Consider the following 25129-nt stretch of genomic DNA (forward strand, 5'->3'; position numbering starts at 1 on the left):
TCCCAGTGCACTTTACCTGATCTTGAGGACAATTCGCCCCTGAACCGTTCGGTTGGCCACGGCGCGCATGGCCTCTCCGGCCTCCTCCAAAGGGAGGACGCGATCGATGTGCGGGTGGATTTTTCGCTCGGCCAGCAATTGCATCAGCGTGGCGTTCATGCGCGCGGCATCGGTGGAAAATTTTTCCGCCCAGGCGCCGACGAAGACACCGAGGATGGAATAGTTCTTCAGCAGCGGAAGGTTCATCGGGAGTTGTGGAATTTCGCCGCTGGTGAAGCCGATCGGCATCAGCCGTCCGCCCCATTTCATCAGCCGGGCCATCTGCTCGAAGATCGCGCCGCCAATATTGTCGAAGCCGATGTCGATGCCTTCTCCTGATGTGATCGACTTGATCCGGTCGCGCAGATCCTCGCTGCGATAGTTGACGACATCGCTGGCGCCGTAGCTTTGCACCAGGGCAGCCTTGTCGTCGGAGCCGACGCCGGCGACGACGTGCAGGCCCAAATGACGGCCGAGGTCGACTGCGGCGAGCCCAACGCCGCCGGCGGCGCCCGTGATGAACACGGTCTCGCCGCGTTGCGCCCGTGCCCGCTCGACCAGCGCATAATAGGCCGTGCCGTAATTGTGCAGGACCGTCGCCGCGGCTTCGAACGCGACGCCATCAGGCAGAAGCACGCCCTTCGAGTCCTTCGCTATCATCCGTTCGGCGTAGCCGCCGGTCCAAGCGCTGCACGCCACGCGGTCGCCGGGCGCGAATCTCGTGACCTTGTCGCCGATCGCGACGACGATGCCGGAAGCTTCCGTGCCGGGCACGAAGGGCGTCGGCGGCCGCATCTGGTAGAGGCCCGAGACCACCAACTGGTCCATGAAACTCACGGACGCCGCATGGACGTCGATGAGAATCTCGTCGCCGGCCGGCTTCGGTTCGTCGATTTCGCCAACGCGCAAATCCGCAGGGCCAGTGAATGAAGTGCACAGAACCGCTTTCATCGGGGCGCTCCGAAAATGCGCGGCACCAGCATGGGAACGCGCCGGCGATACTGCTGATAGGTCGCGCCGAACTCGGCGATCAGATCCCGCTCCTCGAACTGCAGCCCGACCAGGATGTAGGCTGTGTTCGCGATCGCGAACAGCAGATGGCCGGCGGTCATCTCGGGCGTGGCCCAGAACGCGAGCAGAAAGCCCAGCATCAGCGGATGCCGCACGATCTTGTAAAGCAGCGGCGTCCTGAAGGATTGACCTGGTATCTCGGTCCCGCGGAACGCGACGAAAGCCTGGCGCAGGCCGAACAGGTCGAAATGGTCGATCATGTGGGTCGAGGCGAACGCGATCAGCCAGCCGAGCCAATGCACGCCGATCAGCAACCAGGCCGCGATTCCACCGATCTGCCAGATCGGGGTCGGGATCGGACGCCATTGCCAGAACAGCAGCAGCAAAATCAGGCTGGAGAGCAGCACGTAGGTGCTGCGCTGGCAGGCGAGGGGAAGGAATTTGGCCCACCATCGCTTGAAGGCCGGGCGCGCCATGACGGTGTGCTGGATCGCAAACAGGCCCAGCAGCAGCAAGTCGACGACGATGGCCTCGCCTAGATTCGTGTGACTGCCGACGTCAATCGACGTGTCGATCGACTTCGGCACGACATAATTGCCGACGAAACCGAGCGCATAGAGAAATGAGACCGTGAATACGGCATAGCTCACGATGGCGTAGAGCAGGATCAGGAGACGCGCGAACATGTTTTTTCCTATTGTGCCGGCGGCAGAGGTGCCGCATGCAGGAGCCTGAATTGCTCGCCGGCGAGCGGGCTCGATCTGCCCGACTGCTACTGCTGGACCGTCCCCTGCGCGTCCCCCGGGGGACGCCGCGAGGGGAGAGAGGATCTCCATGACGGCCTTTTTGCTAGGAGCGTTCGGGTTCCCTGAGGTCCATGCCGACAACCGCACGATCAAGCTGAACCTGCGCAAGGGTCTTGCGCTGCTGATCTATCTCGCCGAGGCCAAGGGCGCCGTCGCGCGGGACGTCATTGCCACGCTGCTGTGGCCCGAGACGTCGCCCGAGACCGGCCGTGCGCGATTGCGGCGGCTGCTTCATCGCATCGAGCTGACGCTCGGCCAGCCGGTTTTCGAGACCGACCGCAGCAGCGTGCGATGGTCTCCGGCGGTCGAGTTGAAGGTCGACACGCATCAGTTCGAGAGCGCCTGCAACGGCGGCGCCTTCGAGGAAGCCTGCCTGATGTATCGGGGTGACTTCCTGGCGGGCTTCGCTCTGGACGATTGCCCCGAATTCGACGACTGGGCGTTCTTCCGCCGCGAGGCGCTGCGGGGACGGCTGATGCACGCGCTGGAGCGTCTCGTGCAGGACAAGAATGCCGCCGGCGACCATTTTGCCGCCACAGTGCATGCGGGGCGCCTGGTCGAGCTCGATCCGTTGAGTGAGGTGTATGGCCGGCATCTGCTGCGCAGCCTTTTGCTGGCCGGCGACCGGAGCGCGGCAGAACGCCACCACGCGGCCCTGACGCAGCGGTTGCGCGACGAGCTTGGCGTCGCGCCGGAGGCCGAGACCGAGGCGCTCATGGACCCCGGCGCGGCTTCGTCGCTCGCCGCCGTTCCGACGACGCGCTACGTCAAGGGCGCCGGTGTGCATCTGGCGTATCAGACCTACGGCAGCGGTCCGCTCGATATCCTGGTCATGCCCGGCTTCGTGTCGCATGTGGAGCGCGCCTGGGAGCATCCCGCGAGCCGGACGTTTCTGGCCTCACTGATGAAGTTGGGGCGGCTCATCGTGTTCGATCGTCGCGGCATCGGGCTGTCCGACCGGGTTGGATCGGCGCCGGGTATCGACGTCACTGCGGAGGATATCGGCACCGTGCTGCGGGCGGCGGATGCGCGCCATGTTGTGCTGTTTGGCGCCTCCGAATGCGGGCCGGCCTGCATCAAATTTGCGGTCGATGAGCCGCGTCTCGTCGCCGGGCTCATTCTGTTCGGCGCATTGGCCAAGGGCTGCTGGTCACAGGACTATCCGCACGCGTTGCGCGCCAGCCAGTACGACGCCTGGAGCAAGCATCTCATCGCGCAATGGGGAGGTCCTGTGGGGATCGAAACCTTCGCGCCGAGCCTTGCCGGCGATCCCCAGGCGCGCGCCTGGTGGGCCGGGCTGCTGCGCGCGGCCTCCAGTCCGGGCGGCATCTCTGCCGTGCTCGAGGCGTTTCGTGATGCCGATGTGCGGGACCTTTTGCCGCAAATTGCCATGCCGACATTGGTACTGCATCGTCGGGACGACAAAGCCGTACGGATCGCGGCCGGCCGCGATGTGGCGAGCCGGATCCGTGGTGCGGAATTCGTCGAGCTCGACGGCCATGATCATTGGTTCTTCGCAGGCGATCAGCAGCCGGTGCTCGAGGCGATCAGGCGGTTCATTGATGGGTTACCGCGCGAGCGGCTGCGAGCGCTGTAGCCCGGATGAGCGAAGCGACATCCGGGATCGGTCGTCCCGCATGTCGCTGCGCTCGTGAGGGCTACGAGATGGGCGCGATCACACCGCCACGAGCTGTTCAGTGCGCTTCCTCTTCGCCTTCCACTGGCTGAGCAGGGGACCTGCCGTGAGCGCCGCGGTATCCGCCACGCCCGGATCGCGCGAGACCATCGCGGCGACGATCGCACCGTCGATCAACAGCCCGAGCTGGTGCGCGAGCACGACGGGCTCGTTCGATCCGAGCTCACCGGCGAGCTTCTCGATATGGCCGAGCACGATCTTCTTGTGCTTCATCGCGATGCTGCGGAATTGCTTGGCGTCCTTGTCATGCTCGCCGACCGCGTTGATGAAGGGGCAGCCGTAGAAGCGCTCTTCGGCAAACCAGCTTTTCAGCGCCGGGAATATACGCGTGAGCTTCGTCTGCGCGTCGCCGCCGCCTTCTTCCATGGCGCCGATGAACCATTCGCGCCACTGCTTGCCTTCGCTCTCCAGCACCGCGTTGACGAGATTGGTCTTGGAGCCGAATAATTTGTAAAGCGTGGTCTTCGCGGTGCCGGCTTCCTCGATGATCGCATCGATGCCGGTCGCGTTGATTCCGTTCTTGCAGAACAGGTGTGTCGCGGCGTTGAGCAGGCGCCCGCGCGCGGACTCGTCGTCACCCGCACCGGCATGCGGCGAATTGGAATTCTTCTTCGACGACTTGTTCAAGGAGGACTTGTTCGAGGATTTGGCCATGAGTCCCAACTTAATCTCAAGTCCCAACTTAATCTCAGCCGCACCGCATCAGCAAGCCGCAACTGTTCTGCGCCGAAAAGATTCGCAAGCGAAAGCCCATCTGCATCGCCTTTGAGCAAGGGGCCGCTGATCAATCCGCAGGCAGTCCCCCTAAGCGGCTCCAATGCTTCGCGTTTTGTTTTTGGCCCGGTCTGGCACGCTCCATGCAAGGAAACAGACCGTTCGGTATCCTGCCGATTTCCACTTCTGCCAGGGAGAAAATGATGACTGCCGTCGTTCAGAAGACAGTGCTGACGGGTTGCCTCGCGCCCATCGACAAGAATGGCCTCGAGCAACTGATCGCCAACGGCAAGGCCAATCCGAAGGTCATCAAGACCTTGAAGTGCAAGACGGTCGCGGAAGGAAAATTCCGCCACGCCAACTACATCCGCAATTTGCCGCCCTACATCGTCGACGAGCCGCCGGGTCTGCTCGGCGACGACACCGCGCCCAATCCGTCTGAAGCCTCGCTCGCCGCGCTCGGCTCCTGCCTCGCGGTCGGCCTGCACGCCAACGCCGTGCATCGCGGCTGGATCGTCAACAAGCTCGAGCTCGAGCTCGAGGGCGATCTCAACATCACCGCGGTCTGGGGCACCGGCGACGTCTCCGACAAGCCCGTTGGATTTACGGATGTGCGCGTCAAGGTCGACATGGCGTGCGAAGGCGTCTCGCAGGACGAAATCAACGCGCTGGTTGCCCATGTGAAGCAATGGTCGCCCGTCGCCAACACCTTCACCCGCCCGGTCAATCTCGAGGTCGGCATCTGAGCTGACGGCAACAGGACATCAGGTGCGGGAGACGATCATGGGTTCACTGGCTTTATCGCAGCTCGAAGCTTCAGATCAGCCCGCACCATCCATTGCAGGAGAGGTGGCGCGGATCGCGCGGGAGCAGCTCGCGCCGCTCGCCGCCGGCATCGATGCCGGCACCATCTATCCGGCCGAGGTGCTGCGCAAGTTCGGCGCGGTCGGCGCCTGGGGCAGTCACATGCCGCACGAAGGGCCCGCTGATCTGCGCTGTGCCATCCAGGCGATGGCGGCAATCGGCGAGGTCTGCGGCGGCACCGCCTTCATGGCGTGGTGCCAGAACACGCTGGTCTGGTACGCCGCCAACTCGACCAACATGAAGCTGGCAAAGCGCTTTGGCGATGCGTTCTCGACCGGCCGCGTGCTCGGCGGCACCGGGCTCTCCAACCCGATGAAGAGCTTTTTCGGCATCGAAAAGCTGAAATTGAAGGGGCGCAAGGTCGAAGGCGGCTACATCGTGCGCGGCGCGCTGCCCTGGGTCTCCAATCTCGGCCCCGACCATTATTTCGGCACCATCTTTGAGCGCGAGGACGAGCCGGGCATCGCAAGTGGCGAGCCCGGCACTGTGATGTTCCTGGCCGACTGCTCCGATCCCGCGATCACGCTGACGCCATGCAAGCCGTTCCTCGCCATGGACGGCACCGGCACCTATGGCGTGCAGTTCCGCGATGCCTTCGTGCCGGATGAGCTGATCCTGGCCGATCCCGCCGGTCCCTTCGTCAAGAAGATCCGCGCCGGCTTTATCCTGCTCCAGGCCGGCATGGCGCTCGGGCTCATCAAAGACTGCATCAACATCATGGACGAGGTCGATAATCCCCTCGGCCATATCAACCGCTACCTGCCGCAACAGCCGGTGCACTTCCGCGATCTCGCCGCGGAGCTTGAGACCGAGACCATGGCGCTGGCGCGCGATCCCTACAATGAAGAGGAGACCTACTGGCGCAAGGTGATCGCGCTCAGGCTTCGCGCCGGCGAGGCCAGCGTCGCGGCGGCGCATGCGGCGATGCTGCATTGTGGCGCGCGCGGCTACCTCAAGACCCACCGCGCGCAGCGGCGCCTGCGCGAGGCCTATTTCGTCGCGATCGTCACGCCGGCCACCAAGCAGTTGCGCAAGATGCTTGCCGATTCCTGATTTTCACGAATCCACCCAAGTCCACCGCCCAAGTCCACCACCTAACCTCAACGGAGAGGCTGCCAATGACGGACGTTCTGATCTCTGCCAGCGAACTTGCCGATCTCTTGAAGACCGAGCCCTGTGTCGTGATCGACACCCGCAACCCCGACGCGTATGGCGCCGGGCACCTTCCCAACGCCGTGAACGTGCATGAGATATTCACGTTTCTTGCGACTTCGACGCCGGAAGGTATCAGCGAGCTGAAGACGAAGTTCGCCGACGCCTTTGGCGGCGCCGGCCTCTCCGGCAAGGAGACGGCCGTGATCTACGAGCAGTCGATGAACTCCGGCTTCGGCCAGTCCTGCCGCGGCTACTACCTGCTCGCCATGCTCGGCTATCCCAAGGTGAAGGTGCTGCATGGCGGCTTCGATGCCTGGGCGGCTGCGGGTCTTCCGGTGACCAAGGATGTGCCAGCGCCGGCGAAGGCGTCGTTCGCGATCGTGCCTGAAGCGGGCGAGATCCTGATCGATGCCAAGACCATGCTCGGCGCGGTCGGCAAGCCGGGCGTCGCCATTCTCGACGTGCGCGACGTTGACGAGTGGATCGGCGACAGCTCGTCGCCCTACGGCAAGGACTTTTGCCCGCGCAAGGGCCGTATCCCCGGCGCGGTGTGGCTGGAATGGTACCGCATGATGAAGCCGACCGCCGAAGGCCCGCGCTTCAAGTCCAAGGACGAGATTCTGGCGGAATGCGCCACTGTCGGCATCTCGCCGACCACGCCGGTCTATCTCTACTGCTTCAAGGGCGCGCGGGCCTCGAACACGTTTCTGGCGCTCAAGAACGCCGGCGTGAAGGACGTGCGGATGTATTTCGGCTCCTGGAACGAATGGTCGCGCGATCCGTCGCTGCCGATCGAGCAGGGATTGCCGATCGCATCGGAGGTCACGACCAAGGCGGCGTGAGTGCGTCGCGTCGGGGTCTGATCCGGTGGATCAGGCTCCGATCGGCGCTAACCGCTCATGCCGGCACGCGGACGGGGCACAATCCCGAGCGCCTTGATCCGCGATGCCAGCGTGGTCGGCTTGATGTCGAGTATTTCGGCCGCGCCGCCGGGACCGAACACTTTCCCTGTGCAGGCCTCGAGCGCGGCCAAAATGTTGGCGCGCTCGTGCTCGCGCATTTCTGATGACGTCATGACCGAAGGCCTCGCATCGGCCTTCTGACGTGCCGCGCCGGTCGGAGCTTGCGCGCCGGAGGGGTCGGGCAGATCGATCCGCAAGCGGCCGTTCTGCGACAGGATCGCGGCGCGCTCGATCACGTTCTGCAATTCGCGGACATTGCCGGGCCAGTCGTAGCGAGCCAGCCGCCGCGCATCGCCCTCCGACAGACGCAGATTGGACTTCAGCGCCTTGCTCTCGCGCGTCAGGAAGTGCTGGGCCAGCAGCGGAATGTCCTCCCGTCGTTCGCGCAGCGGCACCGTCTCGATCGGGAACACGTTGAGGCGGAAATAGAGGTCCTGGCGAAAACGCCCGCGCTGCACTTCCTGCTTCAAATCGCGATTGGTCGCAGCGATGACGCGGACGTCGACCGCGCGCGTGCGTTCCTGGCCGACCCGCTCGAAATTACCTTCCTGGAGCACGCGCAGCAGCTTACCCTGCAATTCGAGTGGGATTTCGCCGACCTCATCCAGAAACAGCGTGCCGCCGTCGGCGAGCTCGAACCGGCCGATGCGGTCGCGCGTCGCACCCGTGAAGGCGCCGCGGACGTGGCCGAAGAACTCGCTCTCGAACAGTTCGCGCGGGATCGCGGCGCAATTGACGCGGATCAGCGGCCGGTCGCTGCGGGTGGAATCCTCGTGGATGGCGCGCGCGATCAGCTCCTTGCCGGTGCCGGATTCCCCGGTGATCATCACCGCCGCGGTGGTCGGCGCCACCAGCTTGACCTGGCGCAGCGTCTTCTGGATCGCCTCGCTTCCACCGATGATGCCGCGCGGATTGGTCTCGATGCGGATTTCTTCCTGGAGGTAGGCGTTTTCGAGCTCGAGCCGCTCGCGCAGGCGATCGACCTCGGTGAGCGCGGCGTGCAGCTTCTCGTCGGCCTCGCGCCGCTGGCTGACGTCGCGAAACACGACGACCGCGCCGACCACCACGCCGCGGTCGCGGATCGGGGTGGAGGTGTATTCGACCCAGGCCGGCGAGCCGTCCTTGCGCCAGAACACCTCGCCGTCGACCTGGTGCACCGCGCCGTCGCGGAACGCCGCGTAAATCGGGCAGTCATGGTTGTGATAGTGCCGCCCATCATGGTGGGTGTGGTGCACGATGGGATGGATTTCCTTGCCGACCAGCTCCTCGGCGGTCCAGCCCAGCATCCGCTCGGCGGCGGGGTTCACGAAGGTGGTCTTGCCCTCCGCATTGACGCCATAGATGCCTTCGCCGGCGGCGCGCAGGATCAACTGGTTCTCGCGCTCGATGTCCTGGAACACGCGCTCGACCCGCTGCCATGTCGAGATGCCGCTGCGCATATGGTCTTCGGCGGCGGCATCGACATTGCGGCGGCGGCGGGTTTCGAGATCGGTGAGGGTGAGCTGGACCAGCGTGCGCCCGTCATGGGGCAGGACGCAGCCCGCATATTCGAGCCGGAGATTTTGCCCGGTGGCATGGCGCGGGTTGAGCGCCGTGGTCCAATAGGCGCCCTTGTGCAGCACGGCCTGCGTGAACACGGTGAGCGCGGGAAGCTCGCCGGCGTGTAGCGTGCTGGCCCTGGTCTGCCGCAACAGCGTACGGTCGTAGCCAAGCAGGGTGCAGGCGGCGGGATTGGCATCAACGATCTGGTCGCCATAGGGATCGACCAGCAGCGTCGCTTCGACCGAGGATTCGAAGGCCGCGATGCGCGGATCGATGGACTCGGCGATATCGTCCAGGACATGCATTGGCGTCGTGGCCATTCCGAAATCTCGTAATTGAACTACGAGATTTCGTTTATCACGAGTTTTCGTAATGGCCAAGCGCGAGCGAAAGTGCTGCGTCATCAAGGCACTGGCCGCTCCCTCAGGGGGTGGCATGCTCCTTGCGTAATCCTTCCTCGCAATGGCGCGCAGGAGGTCCGATGTCCACGTTCGACAATCCGTTTGATCCCGATCGCAAGCTTCGAGCCGGCTGTGCCTGTGGCCAGCACCAAACCGCCGCGGAGCATGAGCAAGCCACGGCATTGCGCTGCGATCCCGTCGAGAGCGAGGAGAAGCGCTACGAGAGCGTTGTCGCTTCCGCCGTCATGCGTGCGATGTTTCCGCAGGACGCGGCGCGGCGCGCCTTCCTGAAATCGGTGGGTGCCTCGACGGCGCTCGCCGCGCTGTCGCAGTTCTTCCCGCTTCAGACGGCGACCGAAGTCTTTGCGCAAACCGGCACGCCGGAGAAAAAGGACCTCAAGGTCGGCTTCATCCCGATCACCTGCGCCACGCCGATCATCATGGCCGCTCCCCTCGGCTTCTATGCCAAGCACGGGCTCAACGTCGAAGTGGTCAAGACGGCCGGCTGGGCCGTGATCCGCGACAAGACCATCAACAAGGAATACGACGCCGCGCACATGCTGGCGCCGATGCCGATCGCGATCTCGCTTGGCTTGGGGGCCAACGCCATTCCCTTTGCTGTCCCTGCGATCGAGAACATCAACGGGCAGGGCATCGTGCTGGCGACCAAGCACAAGGACAAGCGCGATCCGAAGGACTGGAAGGGCCTGAAATTCGCCATCCCGTTCGACTATTCCATGCACAATTATCTGCTGCGCTATTATCTCGCCGAGCACGGGCTCGATCCTGACACCGACGTGCAGCTCCGCTCGGTGCCGCCGCCGGAAATGGTCGCGAACTTGCGCGCCGACAACATCGACGGCTTCCTCGCGCCCGACAACATCTGCCAGCGCGCGATCTATGACGGCGTCGGCTTCATGCACCTGCTGTCCAAGGAGATCTGGGACGGCCATCCCTGCTGCAGCTTCGCCGCCAGCCGCGAGTTCATCACGACCGCGCCGAACAGTTTTGCAGCGCTGACCCGCGCGATCGTCGATGCCACCGCCTATGCGTCTAAGGCGGAGAACCGCAAGCAGATTGCGGAAGCCATCGCGCCGGCCAATTACATCAACGCGCCGGTGACGGTGCTGGAGCAGGTCCTGACCGGCACCTATGCCGACGGCCTCGGCGGCGTGAAGACCGATGCCAAGCGTGTCGATTTCGATCCGTTCCCCTGGCAGTCCTTCGCCGTGTGGATGCTGACGCAGATGAAGCGCTGGGGCCAGATCAAGGGCGACGTCGACTACAAGGCGGTCGCCGAGCAGGTGTATCTCGCGACCGACACCAGGAAGCTGATGACCGAGATGGGCCTGACGCCGCCAGCCGGCAGCTACAAATCGTTCGCCGTGATGGGCAGGAATTTCGATCCGGCCAAGCCGGAGGATTACCTGGCGAGTTTCAAGATCAGGAAGGCGTCGTGAAGGGCGCCGCTCTCTTTTCACCTCGCCCCGCTTGCGGGGAGAGGTCGGATTGCATCGTTAGTTGCAATCCGGGTGAGGGGGACTCTCCGCGAGTTCGTCGCTCACCGAATATGCGGAAGCATGCCCCTCACCCCAACCCTCTCCCCGTAAGAACGGGGAGAGGGAGATGAGTACCTCCCTCCGCCTTCGCGCCGGCCTCGTCTCGATCGTGCTGCTCGTCGCGTTCCTCGGCATCTGGCATCTGGCCGTGCGCTCGACGGCACCGGTGGCGACGATGAGCCCGGAATACGCCAAGCTGATGGGCCTGACCGCGACGCAGGGCAAATCTGCCATGCCCGGGCCGTTCGATGTCGGCGCAAAACTCTGGGAGCATCTGCAGCGGCCGTTCTACGACAACGGCCCGAACGACAAGGGGCTCGGCATCCAGCTCGCTTATTCCATCGCGCGCGTCGGCACCGGCTATCTGCTCGCCGTGCTCGTCGCCATCCCGCTCGGCTTCCTGATCGGCACGTCGCCGCTGCTCAGCAAGGCGCTCGATCCCTTCATCCAGGTGCTGAAGCCGATCTCGCCGCTGGCGTGGATGCCGCTCGCGCTCTACACCATCAAGGATTCCTCGATCTCCGCGATCTTCGTCATCTTCATCTGCTCGATCTGGCCGATGCTGCTCAACACCGTGTTCGGGGTCGCGAGCGTACGCAAGGAATGGATCAACGTCGCGCGAACGCTCGAAGTCGGCACTTTCCGGCGCGCCTTCACCGTGATCCTGCCGGCGGCGGCGCCGACGATCTTGACCGGCATGCGCATCTCGATCGGCATCGCCTGGCTCGTGATCGTCGCGGCAGAAATGCTCGTCGGCGGCACCGGCATCGGCTACTTCGTCTGGAACGAGTGGAACAATTTGTCGATCACCAACGTGATCATCGCGATCCTCCTGATCGGGATCGTCGGTATGCTGCTCGACCAGATCCTCGCGCGCTTCACGCGCATGGTCACGTTTCCGGAGTAGAGGCCGTGGGCGAAAAATTCATCTCCATCGAAGGCATCGCAAAGCGCTACCCGGGCGCCGGCGGAGCGACGACGACGGTGTTCGAGAATCTGTGGCTGTCGATGGCGCGCGGCGAGTTCTGCTGCGTGATCGGCCATTCCGGTTGCGGCAAAACCACGGTGCTCAACATTCTCGCCGGCCTCGATGCGCCGAGCGAGGGCGCGGTGATCGTCGACGGGCAGGCCATTTCAGGCACCAGCCTGGACCGCGCCGTGATCTTTCAGAGCCACGCGCTGCTCCCCTGGCGCACTGTGCTTGGCAACGTTGCCTACGCCGTGAGCTCGAAATGGCGAAGCTGGGATCGCGCCAAGGTGAAGGCGCATGCGCAGACTTTTATTGATCTCGTGGGCTTGACGGGTTCCGAACACAAGCGACCTTCCGAGCTCTCCGGCGGAATGAAGCAGCGCGTTGGCATTGCGCGTGCATTGTCGATCACGCCAAAGATGATGCTGATGGACGAGCCGTTCTCGGCACTCGACGCGCTGACGCGCGGCACGCTGCAGGACGAGGTGCGGCGCATCTGTCTGGAGACCGGGCAGACCGCGTTCATGATCACCCATGACGTCGACGAGGCGATCTATCTCGCCGACAAGATCTTCCTGATGACCAACGGTCCCGGCGCGGTGCTGGCGGAAGTGGTCGAGAACCCGCTGCCGAGGGATCGCGGCCGCACCGACCTGCACCGCCATCCGCTGTACTACGCGCTGCGCAACCACATCATTGATTTCCTGGTGACGCGCAGCAAGACTTTCGCGGCCGAGACCCCCGGTCACGATCCGCGCAATGTGCCGGTGGTGCATATCGGCAAGCCCGGACTGACGATCGCGTCCGGGAGCGACGAGCAACGACAGGCCTGGATACCCGGAACCAGTCCCGGCTTGAGTGCCTGATTTTTGTAGACGCATGATCTACGGAAAACCGCTTCACACTTTTCCGGATCATGCTTTTGAAGGGAGACCCTGTCATGAAACGCGAAGACCTCACCGAGAAGCTGCTCGACATCAAGCGCGAGAAGGGCTGGAGCTGGAAATATATCTGCGAGCAGATCGGCGGTTATTCCGAGGTGCTGATAACAGGTGCGATCCTCGGCCAGATGAAATTGACCAAGCCGCAAGCCGCGAACGCCGGTGAGCTGTTCGGCCTGTCGAAGGCGGAGACCGCGATGCTCAACGAGGTGCCGATGCGCGGCACCGGCACGCCGATGCCGCCGACCGATCCGTTGATCTATCGCTTCTACGAGATGGTGATGGTGAACGGCCCCGCGTGGAAGGCCCTGATCGAGGAGGAATTCGGCGACGGCATCATGTCGGCGATCGACTTCGACATGGCGATCGAGCGCGTCGCCAACCCGAAGGGCGACCGCGTCAAGTTCACCATGAGCGGCAAATTCCTGCCGTATAAATATTACGGCGCCAGCGGCAATGTGCCGGAGTATGGATTCAAGGAAGAGTGAGAGGAGGTCGCGCGGTTCGGGCGCGCCTCGACATCACAGGATCGCGCCGGGCGTGTAGCTGGCCGCTTCAGGCTTGGCCCGGGCGAGAGCATCGACCTGCTCGGCGAAGTAATCGACCTGAGCGCCGGCGTCGCCTGAATTGGCGCGACCGTGATCGAGCAAGCGCTGCAGTTCGGCGTCGCTCAAGCCGAGACGCTGGTCGGCGGCGAGGCGCTGGAGCAGATCGTTCTGCACGATCTTGCCGGTGCGCAGGTCGCGAATCGCCGCGACGGCGTGCTCCTTGATCGCCTCGTGCGCGCCTTCACGGCCGGCGCCCTTCTTCACCGCTTCCATCATGACCGTGGTGGTCAGCAGGAAGGGCAGGTAACGGTTGAGCTCGGTCGCGACGACGGCTTCGAACACTTCCATCTGGTCGAGCACGGACAGCAGGGTTTCGAGCAGGCCGTCCATGGCGAGGAAGGCGTCGGGCAGCATCACGCGGCGGACGACGGAGCAGGAGACGTCACCCTCGTTCCACTGATCGCCGGCGAGGCCTGCGGCCATGGCGAGGTAGCCCTTCAACACGACATGCAGGCCATTGATGCGCTCGCAGGAGCGGCTGTTCATCTTGTGCGGCATGGCGGATGAACCAACTTGGCCTTTCGCAAAACCTTCGCTGGCGAGCTCATGGCCTGCCATGAGGCGGATGGTTTTGGCGAAATTGCCGGGACCGCTGGCGAGCTCGGTAAGCACGCTGACCGCGCGGAAGTCGAGGCTGCGCGGATACACCTGGCCAACGGCATCGAAGCTCTTTGGCAAGCCAAGGTGGACGAGAATGCGCTGTTCGAGCGCGCGTGCCTTGCCGGCATCGCCATTGAACAGGGTGATCTGATCGAGCCGCGTGCCCACTGCGCCCTTCAAGCCGCGCGCGGGATAGGTTTGCAGCACATTGACCAGGCTCTGATGCGCCAGCAGCATCTCTTCACCGAACATGGCGATGCGCTTGCCGAGCGTCGTGACCTGCGCGGCCACGTTGTGCGTGCGCGCGGTGAACGGGATATCGCGCAATTGTCTTGCGTGCTTCGCAAAACGAATCAGCGCGGCGATGCTCTTGGTCTCGATAAGCTGCAGTCCGCGGTAGACCTGCAGTTGCTCCACGTTCTCGGTGAGGTCGCGGCTGGTCATGCCCTTGTGAAGGTGCTCATGGCCGGCAAGATCGCAAAACTCCTCGATGCGGGCCTTCACGTCGTGGCGGGTGACGCGCTCACGCTGCATGATGGAGTCCAGGTTGATCTGGTCCTTCACGCGCTCGTAGCTTTCGATCACACCATCCGGCACCGGAATACCGAGATCACGCTGAGCTTTCAGCACGGCGATCCAGTAGTCGCGTTCGAGGCGAACCTTGCCTTCGCCGCTCCAGATGGCGCGTATGGCGGGCGAGGCATAGCGTTCGGCGAGGACGTTGGGAATGTGATCTTGGGGCATTCCGCCCTATTCGCATTGCCGGGGGGCTGGCCGCAAGCCCGAGAGAGCAGCGGCGAATGGGATTTCGGTGGCCATCCGCCGCTCCTTTTCGCTTATTTCCCCGCCTTCACCTCGGCCGCCGCCACCGCGATCAGCTCGCTCATCTTGGCGCGAATCGCCTGTTCGGCGATGGCGACGTTCTTGGCGGCGAAATCGGCCGCGACCTTGCGCAGGACGTCACCGTCGCCGGCCTCCTCGAAATCGGCCGCGACGACCTCCTTGGCGTAGGCGGTGGCGGCATCGCCGGTGATGCCGAGCTTTTCGGCCGCCCACAGGCCGAGCAGCCGGTTGCGGCGGGCGTCCGCCTTGAATTTCTGCTCCTCGTCGAGGGCAAATTTCTTCTCGAAACCTTCCTCGCGCTTGTCCAACGTGCTCATGCCTTTTCCAATTCCCTGCTGACTGGACCCGGCGGCCTCGTTGCGAGAGCCCCGGTGCATGCCTAGATAGGGGGCACGAATCGGCAAAACAACGAGCCGTTAAGCCGCAGGCAAGGCGGTATAAGTTTGATGCCGGACGGCTGGATCGATTGTGCTGGGACAGCCAATCGGATAGGTTGCCTAAGGTTGGGTTCCCGTTCTGTTTTCACGGGTTCCAGGCCGTTCACGGCAGCTCCGCTGTGGGTCGTAGTCTCGTCAACCGGAGCACACCAGATACATGGATTTCAACAAAACACGGTACATCCCCATGAGCCGGCGGCGTCGCATTTATGAAGGCAAGGCAAAGGTTCTTTACGAAGGCCCGGAGCCCGGTACCCTGATCCAGCACTTCAAGGATGACGCCACCGCGTTCAACGCGAAAAAGCATCAGGTGATCGAGGGCAAGGGTGTCCTCAACAACCGGATCTCGGAGTACCTGTTTCAGCACCTCAACGACATCGGGGTGCCGACCCATTTCATCCGCCGCCTCAACATGCGCGAGCAGTTGATTCGCGAAGTCGAGATCGTGCCGCTGGAAGTGGTGGTGCGGAATGTCGCCGCCGGCTCGCTGTCGCAGCGCCTCGGCATCGAGGAGGGCACGCAGCTGCCCCGTTCGATCATCGAATTCTACTACAAGAACGACCAGCTCAACGACCCCATGGTGTCGGAAGAGCACATCACCGCGTTCGGCTGGGCGACGCCGCAGGAGATCGACGACATCATGGCGCTCGCCATCCGTGTCAACGACTTCCTCACCGGCCTCTTCCTCGGCATCGGCATCCGCCTCGTCGACTTCAAGATGGAGTGCGGCCGGCTGTTCGAGAACGAGATGATGCGGATCATCGTCGCCGACGAGATCTCCCCGGACTCCTGCCGTCTGTGGGACATCAAGTCGAACGAGAAGCTCGACAAGGATCGCTTCCGCAGGGATCTCGGCGGGCTGCTCGAGGCCTATACCGAAGTCGCCAAGCGCCTCGGCATCCTCATGGAGAACGAGCGTCCGGCGGGCTCCGGCCCGGTGCTGGTCAAGAGCTAAGAGGGATTTGACGTGAAGGCACGTGTTACCGTTACGTTGAAAACGGGCATCCTCGATCCGCAGGGCAAGGCGATCGAGGGTGCGTTGAAGTCGCTCGGCGTCGACGGCGTCGCCAGCGTCCGCCAGGGCAAGGTGTTCGACATCGAGCTCGCCGGCGCCGACAAGGCCAAGGCGGAGGCGGCGTTGAAGGACGCCGCCGACAAGCTGCTCGCGAACACCGTGATCGAGAATTATGCTATCGAGATGAAAGCATAAGGGTAGGCAAAATGCCCGACGTGCCGGCTGAGCTGATGTTCGAGGTCTTGAAATCGATCCAGACGCGGCTGGCGCAGGTCGACGGCAAGATCGATGAAATGAAGCAGGAAATGTCGGCGTTGCGAACTTCTCAGAACGCGGCTCGCCAGGAGATCACCAGCGTCTTTCAGGAGCTCTCCGGAATTCACGCCACGCTGGTGAGGCATGAAGGGCGGCTCGACCGCATCGAGCACCGACTTGAACTCAGTGATGCGCCGGTCCGATGACGTTGCCCGAGGTCACAGCCACCCGACGTGACGAAAACGCCAGTACAGCGCGCCGCACGCCGTCAGCATCACGCCGAGCAGCATGTAGTAGCCGTACTCCCAATCCAGCTCCGGCATGTGCTTGAAGTTCATGCCGTAGATGCCGGCGAGCGCGGTCGGGATCGCGATGATCGCGAGCCAGGAGGCGAGCTTCTTGGAGACCGCCGTTTCCTGGGCCTGGCCGACCAGCAGGCTCGCTTCGAAGGCGAAGGCCAGCACCTCACGCATGGAATCGATGCGCTCCTGGATGTTCCTGACGTGGTCGGTGACGTCGCGGAACAGCGGCTGCATCGTCGGGCGCACCATCGCAAGCTCGTCATGCTCCAGCCGGCGGCAGACCTCGACCAGGGGGCCGATCGCAGTCCTGAGCCGCAGCAGATCGCGGCGCAGCATGTAGAGCCGCTCGATCTGCGCCTTGCTGATCGGTTTGGAGAGCACGTCGTCCTCGATGCTCTCGACCTCTTCGTGAATGCTCTCGAGCACGGGCGAGTAGTTGTCGACGATGAAATCGAGGATGGCGTAGAGGATGTAGTCCTCGCCGCGCGCGAGCGCCCGCGGGCAGCTTTCGCAGCGTTCGCGCACCGGCGTGTAGGACGTCGACGCGCCGTGGCGCACCGAGACCAGATAGCCTTCGCCGACGAAGATGTGCGTCTCGCCGAAGGTGATCCGGCCCTCGATCAGTTGCGCGGTCCGCGCCACGATGAACAGGGCCTCGCCATATTGCTCGATCTTCGGCCGCTGATGGGCGTTGTTGGCGTCCTCGATCGCGAGCTCGTGCAGGTCGAACTGCTTCTGCACCGCGCCGAGCAGCGCCATGTCGGGCTCGTGCAGCCCGATCCAGACCACGTGGCCGGGTTTCGCCCGCCAGCTCGAGGCCTCGCTGATGGCGATGTTGGCGACGCGCCGGCCGTCGACATAGGCGCCGGCGGCGACGACACCCTCGGTGGACACCGGCTCGGAGAGGGATGTGGGCAGCGACGGGACATTCATGGCTTCAATCCCGGGCAAGTCGATCGGCCGAATGACGGGCTATGGCCTGTGCACAACGCTCGCTGGCAAGGCTAGCACTGGTAAAATCCCCGTCAAATGGTTATGTCTGCTGGCGATTTGGCAGCCGTGCCAGCCCCATTTCAATCCTCGTTCGGAACCTCTGCCATGAAAGCCGCCATCCTCGTCTTTCCCGGAATCAACCGTGAGCGCGACATGGCGCGCGCGCTGAAGCTGATCTCGGGCCATGAGCCGGCGATGGTCTGGCATGCCGAGACCTCGCTGCCTGCGGGGACCGATCTCGTGGTCGTCCCCGGCGGCTTCTCCTATGGCGATTATCTGCGCTGTGGCGCGATTGCGGCGCGGGCGCCGGTGATGGATGCGGTGCGCGACTATGCGGCCAAGGGCGGCCTCGTGCTCGGTGTCTGCAACGGTTTTCAGATCCTCTGCGAATCCGGGCTGCTGCCTGGCGTGCTGATGCGCAACGCGCGGCTGAAATTCATCTGCCACGACGTGCATCTGCGCGTGGAGCGCTCCGACACGCCGTTCACCCGCGGCTACAATGCGGGGCAGGTGATCCGCGTCCCGGTCGCGCATGGCGAGGGCAATTACGAGGCGGATGACGAGACCATCAAGCGGCTCGAAGGCGAGGGGCGGGTGCTCTATCGCTATTGCTCCGTCGACGGCGTCGTGGATGAGAGCCACAACATCAACGGCGCGGCGAATTCCATCGCCGGCCTCGTCAATGACCAGGGCAACGTGCTCGGCATGATGCCGCATCCGGAAAATCACGTCGAAGACATCATGGGCTGCACCGACGGCCGCGGCCTGTTCGCCGGCCTCACCGCGCATCTGGAAAAGGCCGCGTGATCTCGTTCGTGCTGAAGCGTGCTCTCGTCGCGATCGCGGTGGTGTCGCTCGCGACACTTTGGTTGGGAAGTGCCGCGTTCGCGCAGGATTTCCCCAAGCGTCCCGTCACCATGATCGTGCCATTCGCGGCGGGCGGCACCTCCGACGTGATCGCGCGCACCGTCGCCGAGCAGATGGGCATCGCGCTCGGCCAGACCATCGTGATCGAGAACGTCGCCGGGGCCGGTGGCTCGACCGCGCTGGCGCGCGCCTCCCGCGCCGAGCCGGACGGCTACACCATCGCGATCGGCAATGCCGGTACCAACGCCGCGACCTATACGATCTACCCAAAACTACCGTTCACGCCTGATTCATTCGTGCCGATCGCCATGGTGGCGAAGACGTTTGGCATCATCGCTGTGCGCAAGGATTTTCCGGCGAAGGACCTCAAGGAGTTCATCGCCTACGCCAAGGCGAACCCCGGCAAGATCAATCTCGGCCATGCCGGCGTCGGCTCGTCGAATTACCTGATCTGCAAGAGCTTCGTCACCGCCGCCGGGATCGACGCGACGCTGGTCGGCTATCGCGGCGCCGCGCCCGCGCTCACCGATTCGATCGGCGGCCAGATCGACGGCGTCTGCGATGCGGCGGCCTCCGTCTCGCAATCGATCAACGAGAAGCTGGTGCGGGGCCTCGTGGTCGGCTCGAATGTGCGGCTCGCGACGGCCCCCGACCTGCCGACGTCAACTGAGGCGGGCCTTCCGGAATTCGAGGCGCAGGGCTGGAATGGCCTGTTCGCGCCCAAGGGCACGCCGCCGGCAATCATCGCCAAGCTGAATGCTGCCGCGCGCACCGCAGTGGAAACCGACGCGGTGAAGAAGCGTTTTGCCGATCTGTCGACGGTCGCGCCCGACGACAATGAGCACACGCCGGAGCTGCTCCAGCAGCTGGTGACGCGCGACGTCGAGAAATACCGGAAGATGCTGGCGGACGACGCCAAGTAGCGGCCACCCTTGGCTGCAGTCTCGTGAACCTCCGTTGCATTTGAGACGACTGACTTCCCGTCGCCGGCTATTTCCCGGGCGCCGAAGCGCGGGTGCGCTACGGCATGCTGCTGCAATCGGTTGGCCGTACTGCCGAGGCGCGCCTGGTCTTCAACGAGCTCCTGATCCAGATGCGGCGCGCCCCAAAATATCTGCGTCAGGCGCAGGCCGAATGGCTGTCGATCGCCGAGAAGCAGATCTCGGCCTGAACGGCGCGCTAGCGCTTCTTCAGCCGTTCCGCCGGCACCGTCATGGCGGCAACGCCGGCCATGACCAGCACCAGTCCCAGCGCCAGGTTCGACGGCACGCTCTCGCCGAGCAGCAGCACGGAGAGGCCGACGCCGATCGGGATGCGCAAATAGCCCTGCGCGTTCGTCGTCAGCGTGCCGAGCCGTCCCAGGCACATGTAGAACAGCATCAGCCCCAAGGCGCTGGAGACGATGCCCATGACGATGGTGGCTGTGATCGCCGTCGGTGTCGGGTGCAGCGTCCAGGGCTGGTCGATGATCAGCGAAGGCGGCAGCAGCAACAGGCCGCCGAACAGCAGCGAGCCGGCCGCCACCACCATCGGGTCGTAATCGGAAAGCCGCAGGCCGAAGATCGTGGCGCAGGCAAAGGAGATGGTGGCGAGCAGGATCGCGATCTCGGCCACGATCTCGCTACTGAGGCCGCGCAGCGCATCGAGGCCAACGATGACGGTTGTGCCGGCAAGGCCGAGGATCGCGCCCGCGAGCTTCAACAGCGTTGCCGGCTCGTGCCGCGTGATCAAGGAGGTGATCAGGAAGGCAAAGATCGGCGTCGTCGAGGCCAGCACCACCGTGTTCGACGCCGGCACATATTGCTGCGACCAGGTGATGATCAGGAACGGGAAGGTCGAGTTGATCAATTGCTGGGTCGCGAACAGCTTCCAGGCCTGCGCGTCGGTCGGAATCCGGATGCCGCGCATCCACAGGATCGCGAACAGGAAGGCGGCCGCGATCAGCGAGCGCGCCGAGATGAAGGTAACGGGCGGGATCGTGTCCAGCGCGAGCTTGGCCAGCGGATAGGTGGAGCTCCAGCAGCAGGCCAGCGCGACCAGCAGCGCATAGTCGCGCCAGTTGCGCGCGCCGGTGGCGGTCATGGACGGCAACGGCGAGGCCGTGGCGCGACCCGTCGGCGATGTGCTCTGCGGCACCTTGGTCTTGCTCCCGGCGCGATAGCGCTCGGCCAAGTCTGGGCGAGGGGGCTGGAAAAGGGAAGCGCCGAGCTATGCGTTTGGCTGAGGTTGCGGCTTCCGCCTCACCCGCTTGATCGTGCCGGAGAAGGTGAACAGCTGCCTTTCGCCGGACATCATCTTGCCGCGCAGGAAGACCAGCGAACCGCCGGCCCGGCTCACCTCTCCGGTACATTCGATCAACTCGCCCTCCCGTGCCGCGTCGAGGAATTCGCAGGCAAAATTGGTCGTTACGGCCCGGCTATCCAGAACGTGGGTGGCGATCGCAAACAGGGAGTAGTCGGCAAACGCCATGTAGCAGCCGCCATGGACGTTCCCCGAGCCGTTGAGGTGCTTTTTCTCGACCCGGAAGGCGCTGCGGACGCTGCCGTCCTCCTCCATCCGGTGCCAGAAGGGGCCGATATGGTTTTCAAAGCTGTCACGGATCCAGGTCTGCCACCCCTTGAATTCCCCCTCGGTCGCAACGTGCAGGCCGGGACGGTGGGGCGGGGGCGCTTTGATCAATTCGTGCAAGGAAATGGGCCTTCAATTGCGGGTCTCTAGCCCTTAAATCCGATCCGTCTGCGCCGTGCAATTCCTGTTCCCGCGACCCCCGGCAGCAAAACGTGGGACAGTGGGAAAATGCGCCATAAAGGGCTTTTCGGAAGCCCCCGATGTTCCTAAGAACGGCCAACCGCCGTCGAAAGCCCCGAATCCATGAAGAACGCACCCAAGATCACCCCGGAATTGGTCGCCGCGCACGGGCTCAAGCCTGACGAGTATGAGCGCATCCTGAAGCTGATCGGGCGGGAGCCGACCTTCACCGAGCTCGGCATCTTCTCGGCGATGTGGAACGAGCACTGCTCGTACAAATCCTCGCGCATCCATCTGAAGGGGCTGCCGACGAAAGCGCCCTGGGTGATCCAGGGCCCCGGCGAGAACGCCGGCGTGATCGACATTGGCGACGGCCAGGCCGTGGTCTTCAAGATGGAGAGCCACAACCACCCAAGCTATATCGAGCCCTACCAGGGCGCGACCACCGGCGTCGGCGGCATCTTGCGCGACGTCTTCACGATGGGCGCGCGCCCGATCGCCTGCCTCAATGCGCTCAGCTTCGGCGCGCCCGAGCATGCCAAGACCCGGCATCTCGTGTCCGGCGTGGTCGCGGGCGTCGGCGGCTATGGCAATTCCTTCGGCGTGCCGACGGTCGGCGGCCAGGTCCGCTTCCACACCCGCTACGACGGCAACATCCTCGTCAACGCGATGGCGGTCGGCCTCGCCGATACCGACAAGATCTTCTATGCGGCCGCCTCCGGCGTGAATATGCCGATCGTCTATTTGGGCTCCAAGACCGGCCGCGACGGCATCCACGGCGCCTCGATGGCCTCGGCCGAGTTCGACGACAAGTCCGAGGAAAAGCGCCCGACCGTGCAGGTCGGCGATCCCTTCGCCGAAAAGCTGCTGCTCGAAGCCTGCCTCGAGATCATGGAGAGTGGTTGCGTCATCGCGATCCAGGATATGGGTGCGGCTGGCCTGACCTGCTCGGCGGTCGAGATGGGCGCCAAGGGCGACCTCGGCGTCGACCTCGATCTCGATGCGGTGCCGACGCGCGAGACCGGCATGAGCGCCTACGAGATGATGCTCTCGGAGAGCCAGGAGCGCATGCTCATGGTGCTCAAGCCCGAGAAGGAGAAAGAGGCCGAGGCGATCTTCAAGAAGTGGGGCCTCGATTTCGCCGTGGTGGGCTACACCACGCCGAGCAAGCGCTTCGTGGTCAAGCATGGCGGCGACGTCATGGCCGATTTGCCGATCAAGGAGCTCGGCGACGAGGCGCCGCTCTATGACCGTCCGCATGTCCCCTCCGTCGCGCTGCCGGTCGTGCATGCGCGCGAGGTGCCGGCGCCGATGGGTCTCGGTGCTGCGCTGGAAAAGCTGATCGGCACGCCCGACATGTGCAGCAAGCGCTGGGTCTGGGAGCAGTACGACCACGTCATCCTCGGCAACACCATGCAGCGTCCCGGCGGCGATGCCGCCGTGGTGCGCGTGCAGGACGGGCCGAAGGGCTTGGCGCTGACCGTCGACGTGACGCCGCGCTATTGCGAGGCCGATCCTTATCAAGGCGGCATGCAGGCGGTGGCGGAAGCCTGGCGCAACATCACCGCCGTTGGCGGCAAGCCGCTTGCGATCACCGACAATCTCAATTTCGGCAATCCTGAGCGGCCCGAGATCATGGGCCAGTTCGTCGGCTGCCTGAAGGGCATCTCGGAAGCCTGCCGCACGCTCGACTTCCCGGTCGTGTCCGGCAACGTCTCGCTCTACAACGAGACCAACGGCCGCGCGATCCTGCCGACGCCCTCGATCGGCGGCGTCGGCCTGCTCGACGACTTCACCAAGTCAGCCTCGCTCGCCTTCAAGGCCGAGGGCGAGACGATCCTCTTGATCGGCGAAACCCACGGCTGGCTCGGCCAGTCCGTTTACTTGCGCGACATCTGCGGTCGCGAGGAGGGCGCGCCGCCACCGGTCGACCTCGCCGCCGAGAAGCGCAACGGCGACTGCGTGCGCGGCATGATCCATGCGGGCACCGCGACCGCCGTGCACGATCTCTCCGACGGCGGTCTTCTGATCGCGCTTGCCGAGATGGCGATGGCGAGCGGCATCGGCGCAAAGCTGCTCGCAGCGCCGACCGCGCTGGTGCCGCAGGCCTATTGGTTCGGCGAGGACCAGGCGCGCTATCTCGTCACCGTGCCTGAAACGGAAGCCGGCCGCGTGCTCGCCAAGATGCGCGGCTGCGAGGTGCCCTGTGCGCGGATCGGCACCACCGGCGGCGACGCCATCGCGATCGCGGGCGAGACGCCGGTTGCGATCGACTCGCTGCGCAAATCGTTCGAGCGCTGGCTGCCGGAGTACATGGGCGGGAAGGCGGCGTAATCCGCGTCCGCAAACTCAGTCGTTGCGAGCGTCAGCGAAGCAATCCAGACTGTCTCCGCGGAGAGACTCTAGATTGCTTCGCTGCGCTCGCAGTGACGGAGACCGTCAGTGTCACAGTACCTTCGTTGCCCCGGGAATCTGGCGCAAGGCGCGCGTTAGCGCCCAACTGAACGCGACCGTCAGCACGAAGCCGATCGTCGCCTTGACGATCGCTGGCAGCTCATAGTCGAACAGCCAGTATTGCAGCCAAAGCGCGATCGGGTAGTGCACCAAAAATATGCCGTAGGCGTCCGCCTGCATCGGATCGAGCAGCTTGGCCGAGCCTGATTGTCTGAACCTCTGGAAAAAGGCCAGGATCAGAAACATGATGGCCACGCTGAAGACAGCGAAGCAGATGGCATAAAGCCCCTCATACCAGTTCGGCAGCGGCGACGGATTTCCCAGAATTTCGCGCTTGATGAAGATCAGCACCCAGAGCAGGCAATACGGAACGATCGCCATGACCATCCAGTCCCAGCTGACCCTCGCCATCCGGCCGTCTGCCGCGAGCAGGCCGCGATCCATATTCGCGACGCCGATCCCGGCACCGAAAAAGAAGTAGCTCGCATAGAGCATCACGCGCCCGTGCTGCACCGAGAACGGCCCGAATTCGAACCAGCTGCTTGGTCCATAAAGCATCAGTCCGGGAACATAGAACACCGCGGTGACGGTAAACATGACCGCGAAAAACAACTCGGGCCGACGGCGACCGTGCAGCGAGAGGCGGTTGATCGGATCGAGCAGGTTGGGTGACAGCCGATGCAGTATGCAGGCCACCACGTCGAAGCCGAGCAGGACCCAAAGGAACCAGATCGGCCCGCTCGGCCACGGGCCCTTCGTGACCATATTCCACCAGTACTCCGAAAAGCCGATCTCGGGATGGTGTCGGAGCGAGATGGCGTAATAGGCGAGCGGAATGATCGTGAATGCGCAGATCACGAATGGCAGGCCAAGCCGAAGCAGGCGATCTGCCAGATAGTTCAGCGCGCCCTTGCGGGCGATGCCCGACCACGCAAACAGGCCCGACAGGAAGAAGAACATCGCCATGAAGAAGCTATCGGTGGCCAGCACGACCATGTCGAAACCGATCCAGGACGCCGGATCGGTGTGCCCGAAATGGGTGTAGGGAATGACGGCGTGATGCAGCAGCACCACCAGCGTGAGGAAGGTGCGGGCGCGATCGAGCGACAAATTGCGCGCCTTGCTCTTCGGCGCCGCGTGCACGTCTGCGCCGATCGTCGCTGAATGTGACATCGTCATCGTGGCCGCCCCGGTCGCGTTTCTGTCCCGGCCAGACTTTGCCGCCGGGAACCGGATTCAGCAAGGGTCGTTTGAGACGTCCGGAGGTCCCGACCCCGCTAGGAACCAGTTCCGCGCGGCGAAGTTAGCGTTCGCCAAAAGGGCTTGAGGGCCGCGACAAGGGTACAA

25 protein-coding genes are annotated in these 25129 nt (G+C 64.0%); 15 read left to right on the top strand and 10 right to left on the bottom strand.

The window, feature by feature from the left end; genetic code table 11:
* Positions 1-12: 12 nt before the first annotated feature.
* Positions 13-990, bottom strand: a complete 978-nt coding sequence (locus QCM77_RS16855; RefSeq protein ID WP_279660678.1) for an NADPH:quinone oxidoreductase family protein — start codon at positions 988-990, stop codon at positions 13-15.
* Entirely contained in the window at positions 987-1736 is a 750-nt protein-coding gene (gene mddA, locus QCM77_RS16860; protein ID WP_279660679.1) for a methanethiol S-methyltransferase, read from the bottom strand. Before mddA ends, QCM77_RS16855 begins: the two co-directional genes overlap by 4 nt.
* A 148-nt stretch (positions 1737-1884) precedes the next feature.
* Between mddA and QCM77_RS16865 the strand changes: the two genes are divergently transcribed.
* The gene (locus tag QCM77_RS16865; RefSeq protein ID WP_279660680.1) at positions 1885-3453 is read left to right on the top strand and encodes a bifunctional AfsR/SARP family transcriptional regulator/alpha/beta hydrolase; all 1569 of its coding nucleotides are present in this window, start codon (positions 1885-1887) and stop codon (positions 3451-3453) included.
* A 78-nt stretch (positions 3454-3531) separates the two neighbouring features.
* Here the strand turns inward: QCM77_RS16865 and QCM77_RS16870 are convergent, their stop codons facing one another.
* Positions 3532-4206, bottom strand: a complete 675-nt coding sequence (locus QCM77_RS16870) for a TetR/AcrR family transcriptional regulator (RefSeq protein ID WP_279660681.1) — start codon at positions 4204-4206, stop codon at positions 3532-3534.
* Positions 4207-4469: 263 nt separating this feature from the next.
* On the opposite strand from QCM77_RS16870, the gene QCM77_RS16875 reads away from it, so the two are divergent.
* From QCM77_RS16875 to QCM77_RS16885, 3 genes are all read left to right on the top strand, one after another.
* Positions 4470-5012, top strand: a complete 543-nt coding sequence (locus QCM77_RS16875; RefSeq protein WP_279660682.1) for an OsmC family protein — start codon at positions 4470-4472, stop codon at positions 5010-5012.
* Positions 5013-5049: 37 nt separating this feature from the next.
* Positions 5050-6183, top strand: coding sequence for an acyl-CoA dehydrogenase family protein (locus tag QCM77_RS16880; protein WP_279660683.1), 1134 nt, complete (start codon positions 5050-5052; stop codon positions 6181-6183).
* 65 nt (positions 6184-6248) lie between these two features.
* Positions 6249-7127 carry a sulfurtransferase gene (locus tag QCM77_RS16885; RefSeq protein ID WP_279684262.1) on the top strand — a complete coding sequence of 293 codons (879 nt, stop codon included), beginning with the start codon at positions 6249-6251 and terminating at the stop codon, positions 7125-7127.
* 47 nt (positions 7128-7174) lie between these two features.
* Here QCM77_RS16885 and QCM77_RS16890 read toward each other — a convergent pair whose 3' ends face one another.
* Positions 7175-9109, bottom strand: coding sequence for a sigma 54-interacting transcriptional regulator (locus QCM77_RS16890; protein ID WP_279660685.1), 1935 nt, complete (start codon positions 9107-9109; stop codon positions 7175-7177).
* A 161-nt stretch (positions 9110-9270) separates the two neighbouring features.
* Between QCM77_RS16890 and QCM77_RS16895 the strand changes: the two genes are divergently transcribed.
* The 4 genes from QCM77_RS16895 to cynS all read left to right on the top strand — a co-directional run bounded on the left by QCM77_RS16895 (position 9271) and on the right by cynS (position 13148).
* The gene (locus QCM77_RS16895; RefSeq protein WP_279684263.1) at positions 9271-10650 is read left to right on the top strand and encodes a CmpA/NrtA family ABC transporter substrate-binding protein; all 1380 of its coding nucleotides are present in this window, start codon (positions 9271-9273) and stop codon (positions 10648-10650) included.
* 166 nt (positions 10651-10816) lie between these two features.
* Positions 10817-11656 (top strand): nitrate ABC transporter permease, encoded by an 840-nt coding sequence (gene ntrB, locus QCM77_RS16900; RefSeq protein WP_279684264.1) that lies wholly within the window; start codon positions 10817-10819, stop codon positions 11654-11656.
* A 5-nt stretch (positions 11657-11661) separates the two neighbouring features.
* Positions 11662-12585, top strand: coding sequence for an ABC transporter ATP-binding protein (locus tag QCM77_RS16905; protein WP_279660688.1), 924 nt, complete (start codon positions 11662-11664; stop codon positions 12583-12585).
* Between the two features lie 74 nt (positions 12586-12659).
* Complete coding sequence (gene cynS / locus QCM77_RS16910; protein WP_279660689.1) at positions 12660-13148, top strand: cyanase; 489 nt, start codon at positions 12660-12662, stop codon at positions 13146-13148.
* Between the two features lie 33 nt (positions 13149-13181).
* On the opposite strand, the gene purB is transcribed toward cynS, so the two are convergent.
* Together purB and QCM77_RS16920 are read right to left on the bottom strand one after the other, a co-directional pair.
* A complete protein-coding gene (gene purB, locus QCM77_RS16915; RefSeq protein ID WP_279660690.1) occupies positions 13182-14612 on the bottom strand; it encodes an adenylosuccinate lyase in 1431 nt (476 codons plus the stop codon).
* 92 nt (positions 14613-14704) lie between these two features.
* Positions 14705-15028, bottom strand: coding sequence for a DUF1476 domain-containing protein (locus QCM77_RS16920; protein ID WP_279660691.1), 324 nt, complete (start codon positions 15026-15028; stop codon positions 14705-14707).
* 307 nt (positions 15029-15335) lie between these two features.
* Between QCM77_RS16920 and purC the strand changes: the two genes are divergently transcribed.
* From purC to QCM77_RS16935, 3 genes are read left to right on the top strand one after another with little or no spacing between them, the layout of a single operon-like run.
* Complete coding sequence (gene purC, locus QCM77_RS16925) at positions 15336-16103, top strand: phosphoribosylaminoimidazolesuccinocarboxamide synthase (protein WP_008974302.1); 768 nt, start codon at positions 15336-15338, stop codon at positions 16101-16103.
* Positions 16104-16115: 12 nt separating this feature from the next.
* The gene (purS, locus tag QCM77_RS16930; protein WP_128950927.1) at positions 16116-16358 is read left to right on the top strand and encodes a phosphoribosylformylglycinamidine synthase subunit PurS; all 243 of its coding nucleotides are present in this window, start codon (positions 16116-16118) and stop codon (positions 16356-16358) included.
* 11 nt (positions 16359-16369) lie between these two features.
* Positions 16370-16624, top strand: a complete 255-nt coding sequence (locus tag QCM77_RS16935; RefSeq protein WP_279660692.1) for a hypothetical protein — start codon at positions 16370-16372, stop codon at positions 16622-16624.
* Positions 16625-16636: 12 nt separating this feature from the next.
* Here QCM77_RS16935 and QCM77_RS16940 read toward each other — a convergent pair whose 3' ends face one another.
* Positions 16637-17653 (bottom strand): magnesium and cobalt transport protein CorA, encoded by a 1017-nt coding sequence (locus tag QCM77_RS16940; protein WP_279660693.1) that lies wholly within the window; start codon positions 17651-17653, stop codon positions 16637-16639.
* A 165-nt stretch (positions 17654-17818) separates the two neighbouring features.
* Between QCM77_RS16940 and purQ the strand changes: the two genes are divergently transcribed.
* From purQ to QCM77_RS16955, 3 genes are all read left to right on the top strand, one after another.
* Positions 17819-18520, top strand: coding sequence for a phosphoribosylformylglycinamidine synthase subunit PurQ (gene purQ / locus QCM77_RS16945; protein WP_279660694.1), 702 nt, complete (start codon positions 17819-17821; stop codon positions 18518-18520).
* Positions 18517-19503, top strand: a complete 987-nt coding sequence (locus QCM77_RS16950) for a tripartite tricarboxylate transporter substrate binding protein BugD (RefSeq protein ID WP_279660695.1) — start codon at positions 18517-18519, stop codon at positions 19501-19503. The genes purQ and QCM77_RS16950 overlap by 4 nt, the downstream gene beginning before the upstream one ends.
* Before the next feature lie 104 nt (positions 19504-19607).
* Positions 19608-19751, top strand: coding sequence for a hypothetical protein (locus tag QCM77_RS16955; protein ID WP_279660696.1), 144 nt, complete (start codon positions 19608-19610; stop codon positions 19749-19751).
* An 8-nt stretch (positions 19752-19759) separates the two neighbouring features.
* Here the strand turns inward: QCM77_RS16955 and QCM77_RS16960 are convergent, their stop codons facing one another.
* Positions 19760-20716: a DMT family transporter gene (locus QCM77_RS16960; RefSeq protein WP_279660895.1), complete on the bottom strand. Its 957-nt coding sequence runs from the start codon at positions 20714-20716 to the stop codon at positions 19760-19762.
* Between the two features lie 72 nt (positions 20717-20788).
* Positions 20789-21268, bottom strand: coding sequence for a PaaI family thioesterase (locus QCM77_RS16965; RefSeq protein WP_279684266.1), 480 nt, complete (start codon positions 21266-21268; stop codon positions 20789-20791).
* A gap of 183 nt (positions 21269-21451) precedes the next feature.
* On the opposite strand from QCM77_RS16965, the gene purL reads away from it, so the two are divergent.
* The gene (gene purL, locus QCM77_RS16970) at positions 21452-23662 is read left to right on the top strand and encodes a phosphoribosylformylglycinamidine synthase subunit PurL (RefSeq protein WP_279684267.1); all 2211 of its coding nucleotides are present in this window, start codon (positions 21452-21454) and stop codon (positions 23660-23662) included.
* Positions 23663-23773: 111 nt separating this feature from the next.
* Here purL and QCM77_RS16975 read toward each other — a convergent pair whose 3' ends face one another.
* Complete coding sequence (locus tag QCM77_RS16975) at positions 23774-24961, bottom strand: acyltransferase family protein (protein ID WP_279660699.1); 1188 nt, start codon at positions 24959-24961, stop codon at positions 23774-23776.
* Between the last annotated feature and the right edge of the window lie 168 nt (positions 24962-25129).

Origin of the sequence: Bradyrhizobium nivariense, assembly GCF_029846695.2 — a bacterium.
GTDB lineage: Bacteria > Pseudomonadota > Alphaproteobacteria > Rhizobiales > Xanthobacteraceae > Bradyrhizobium.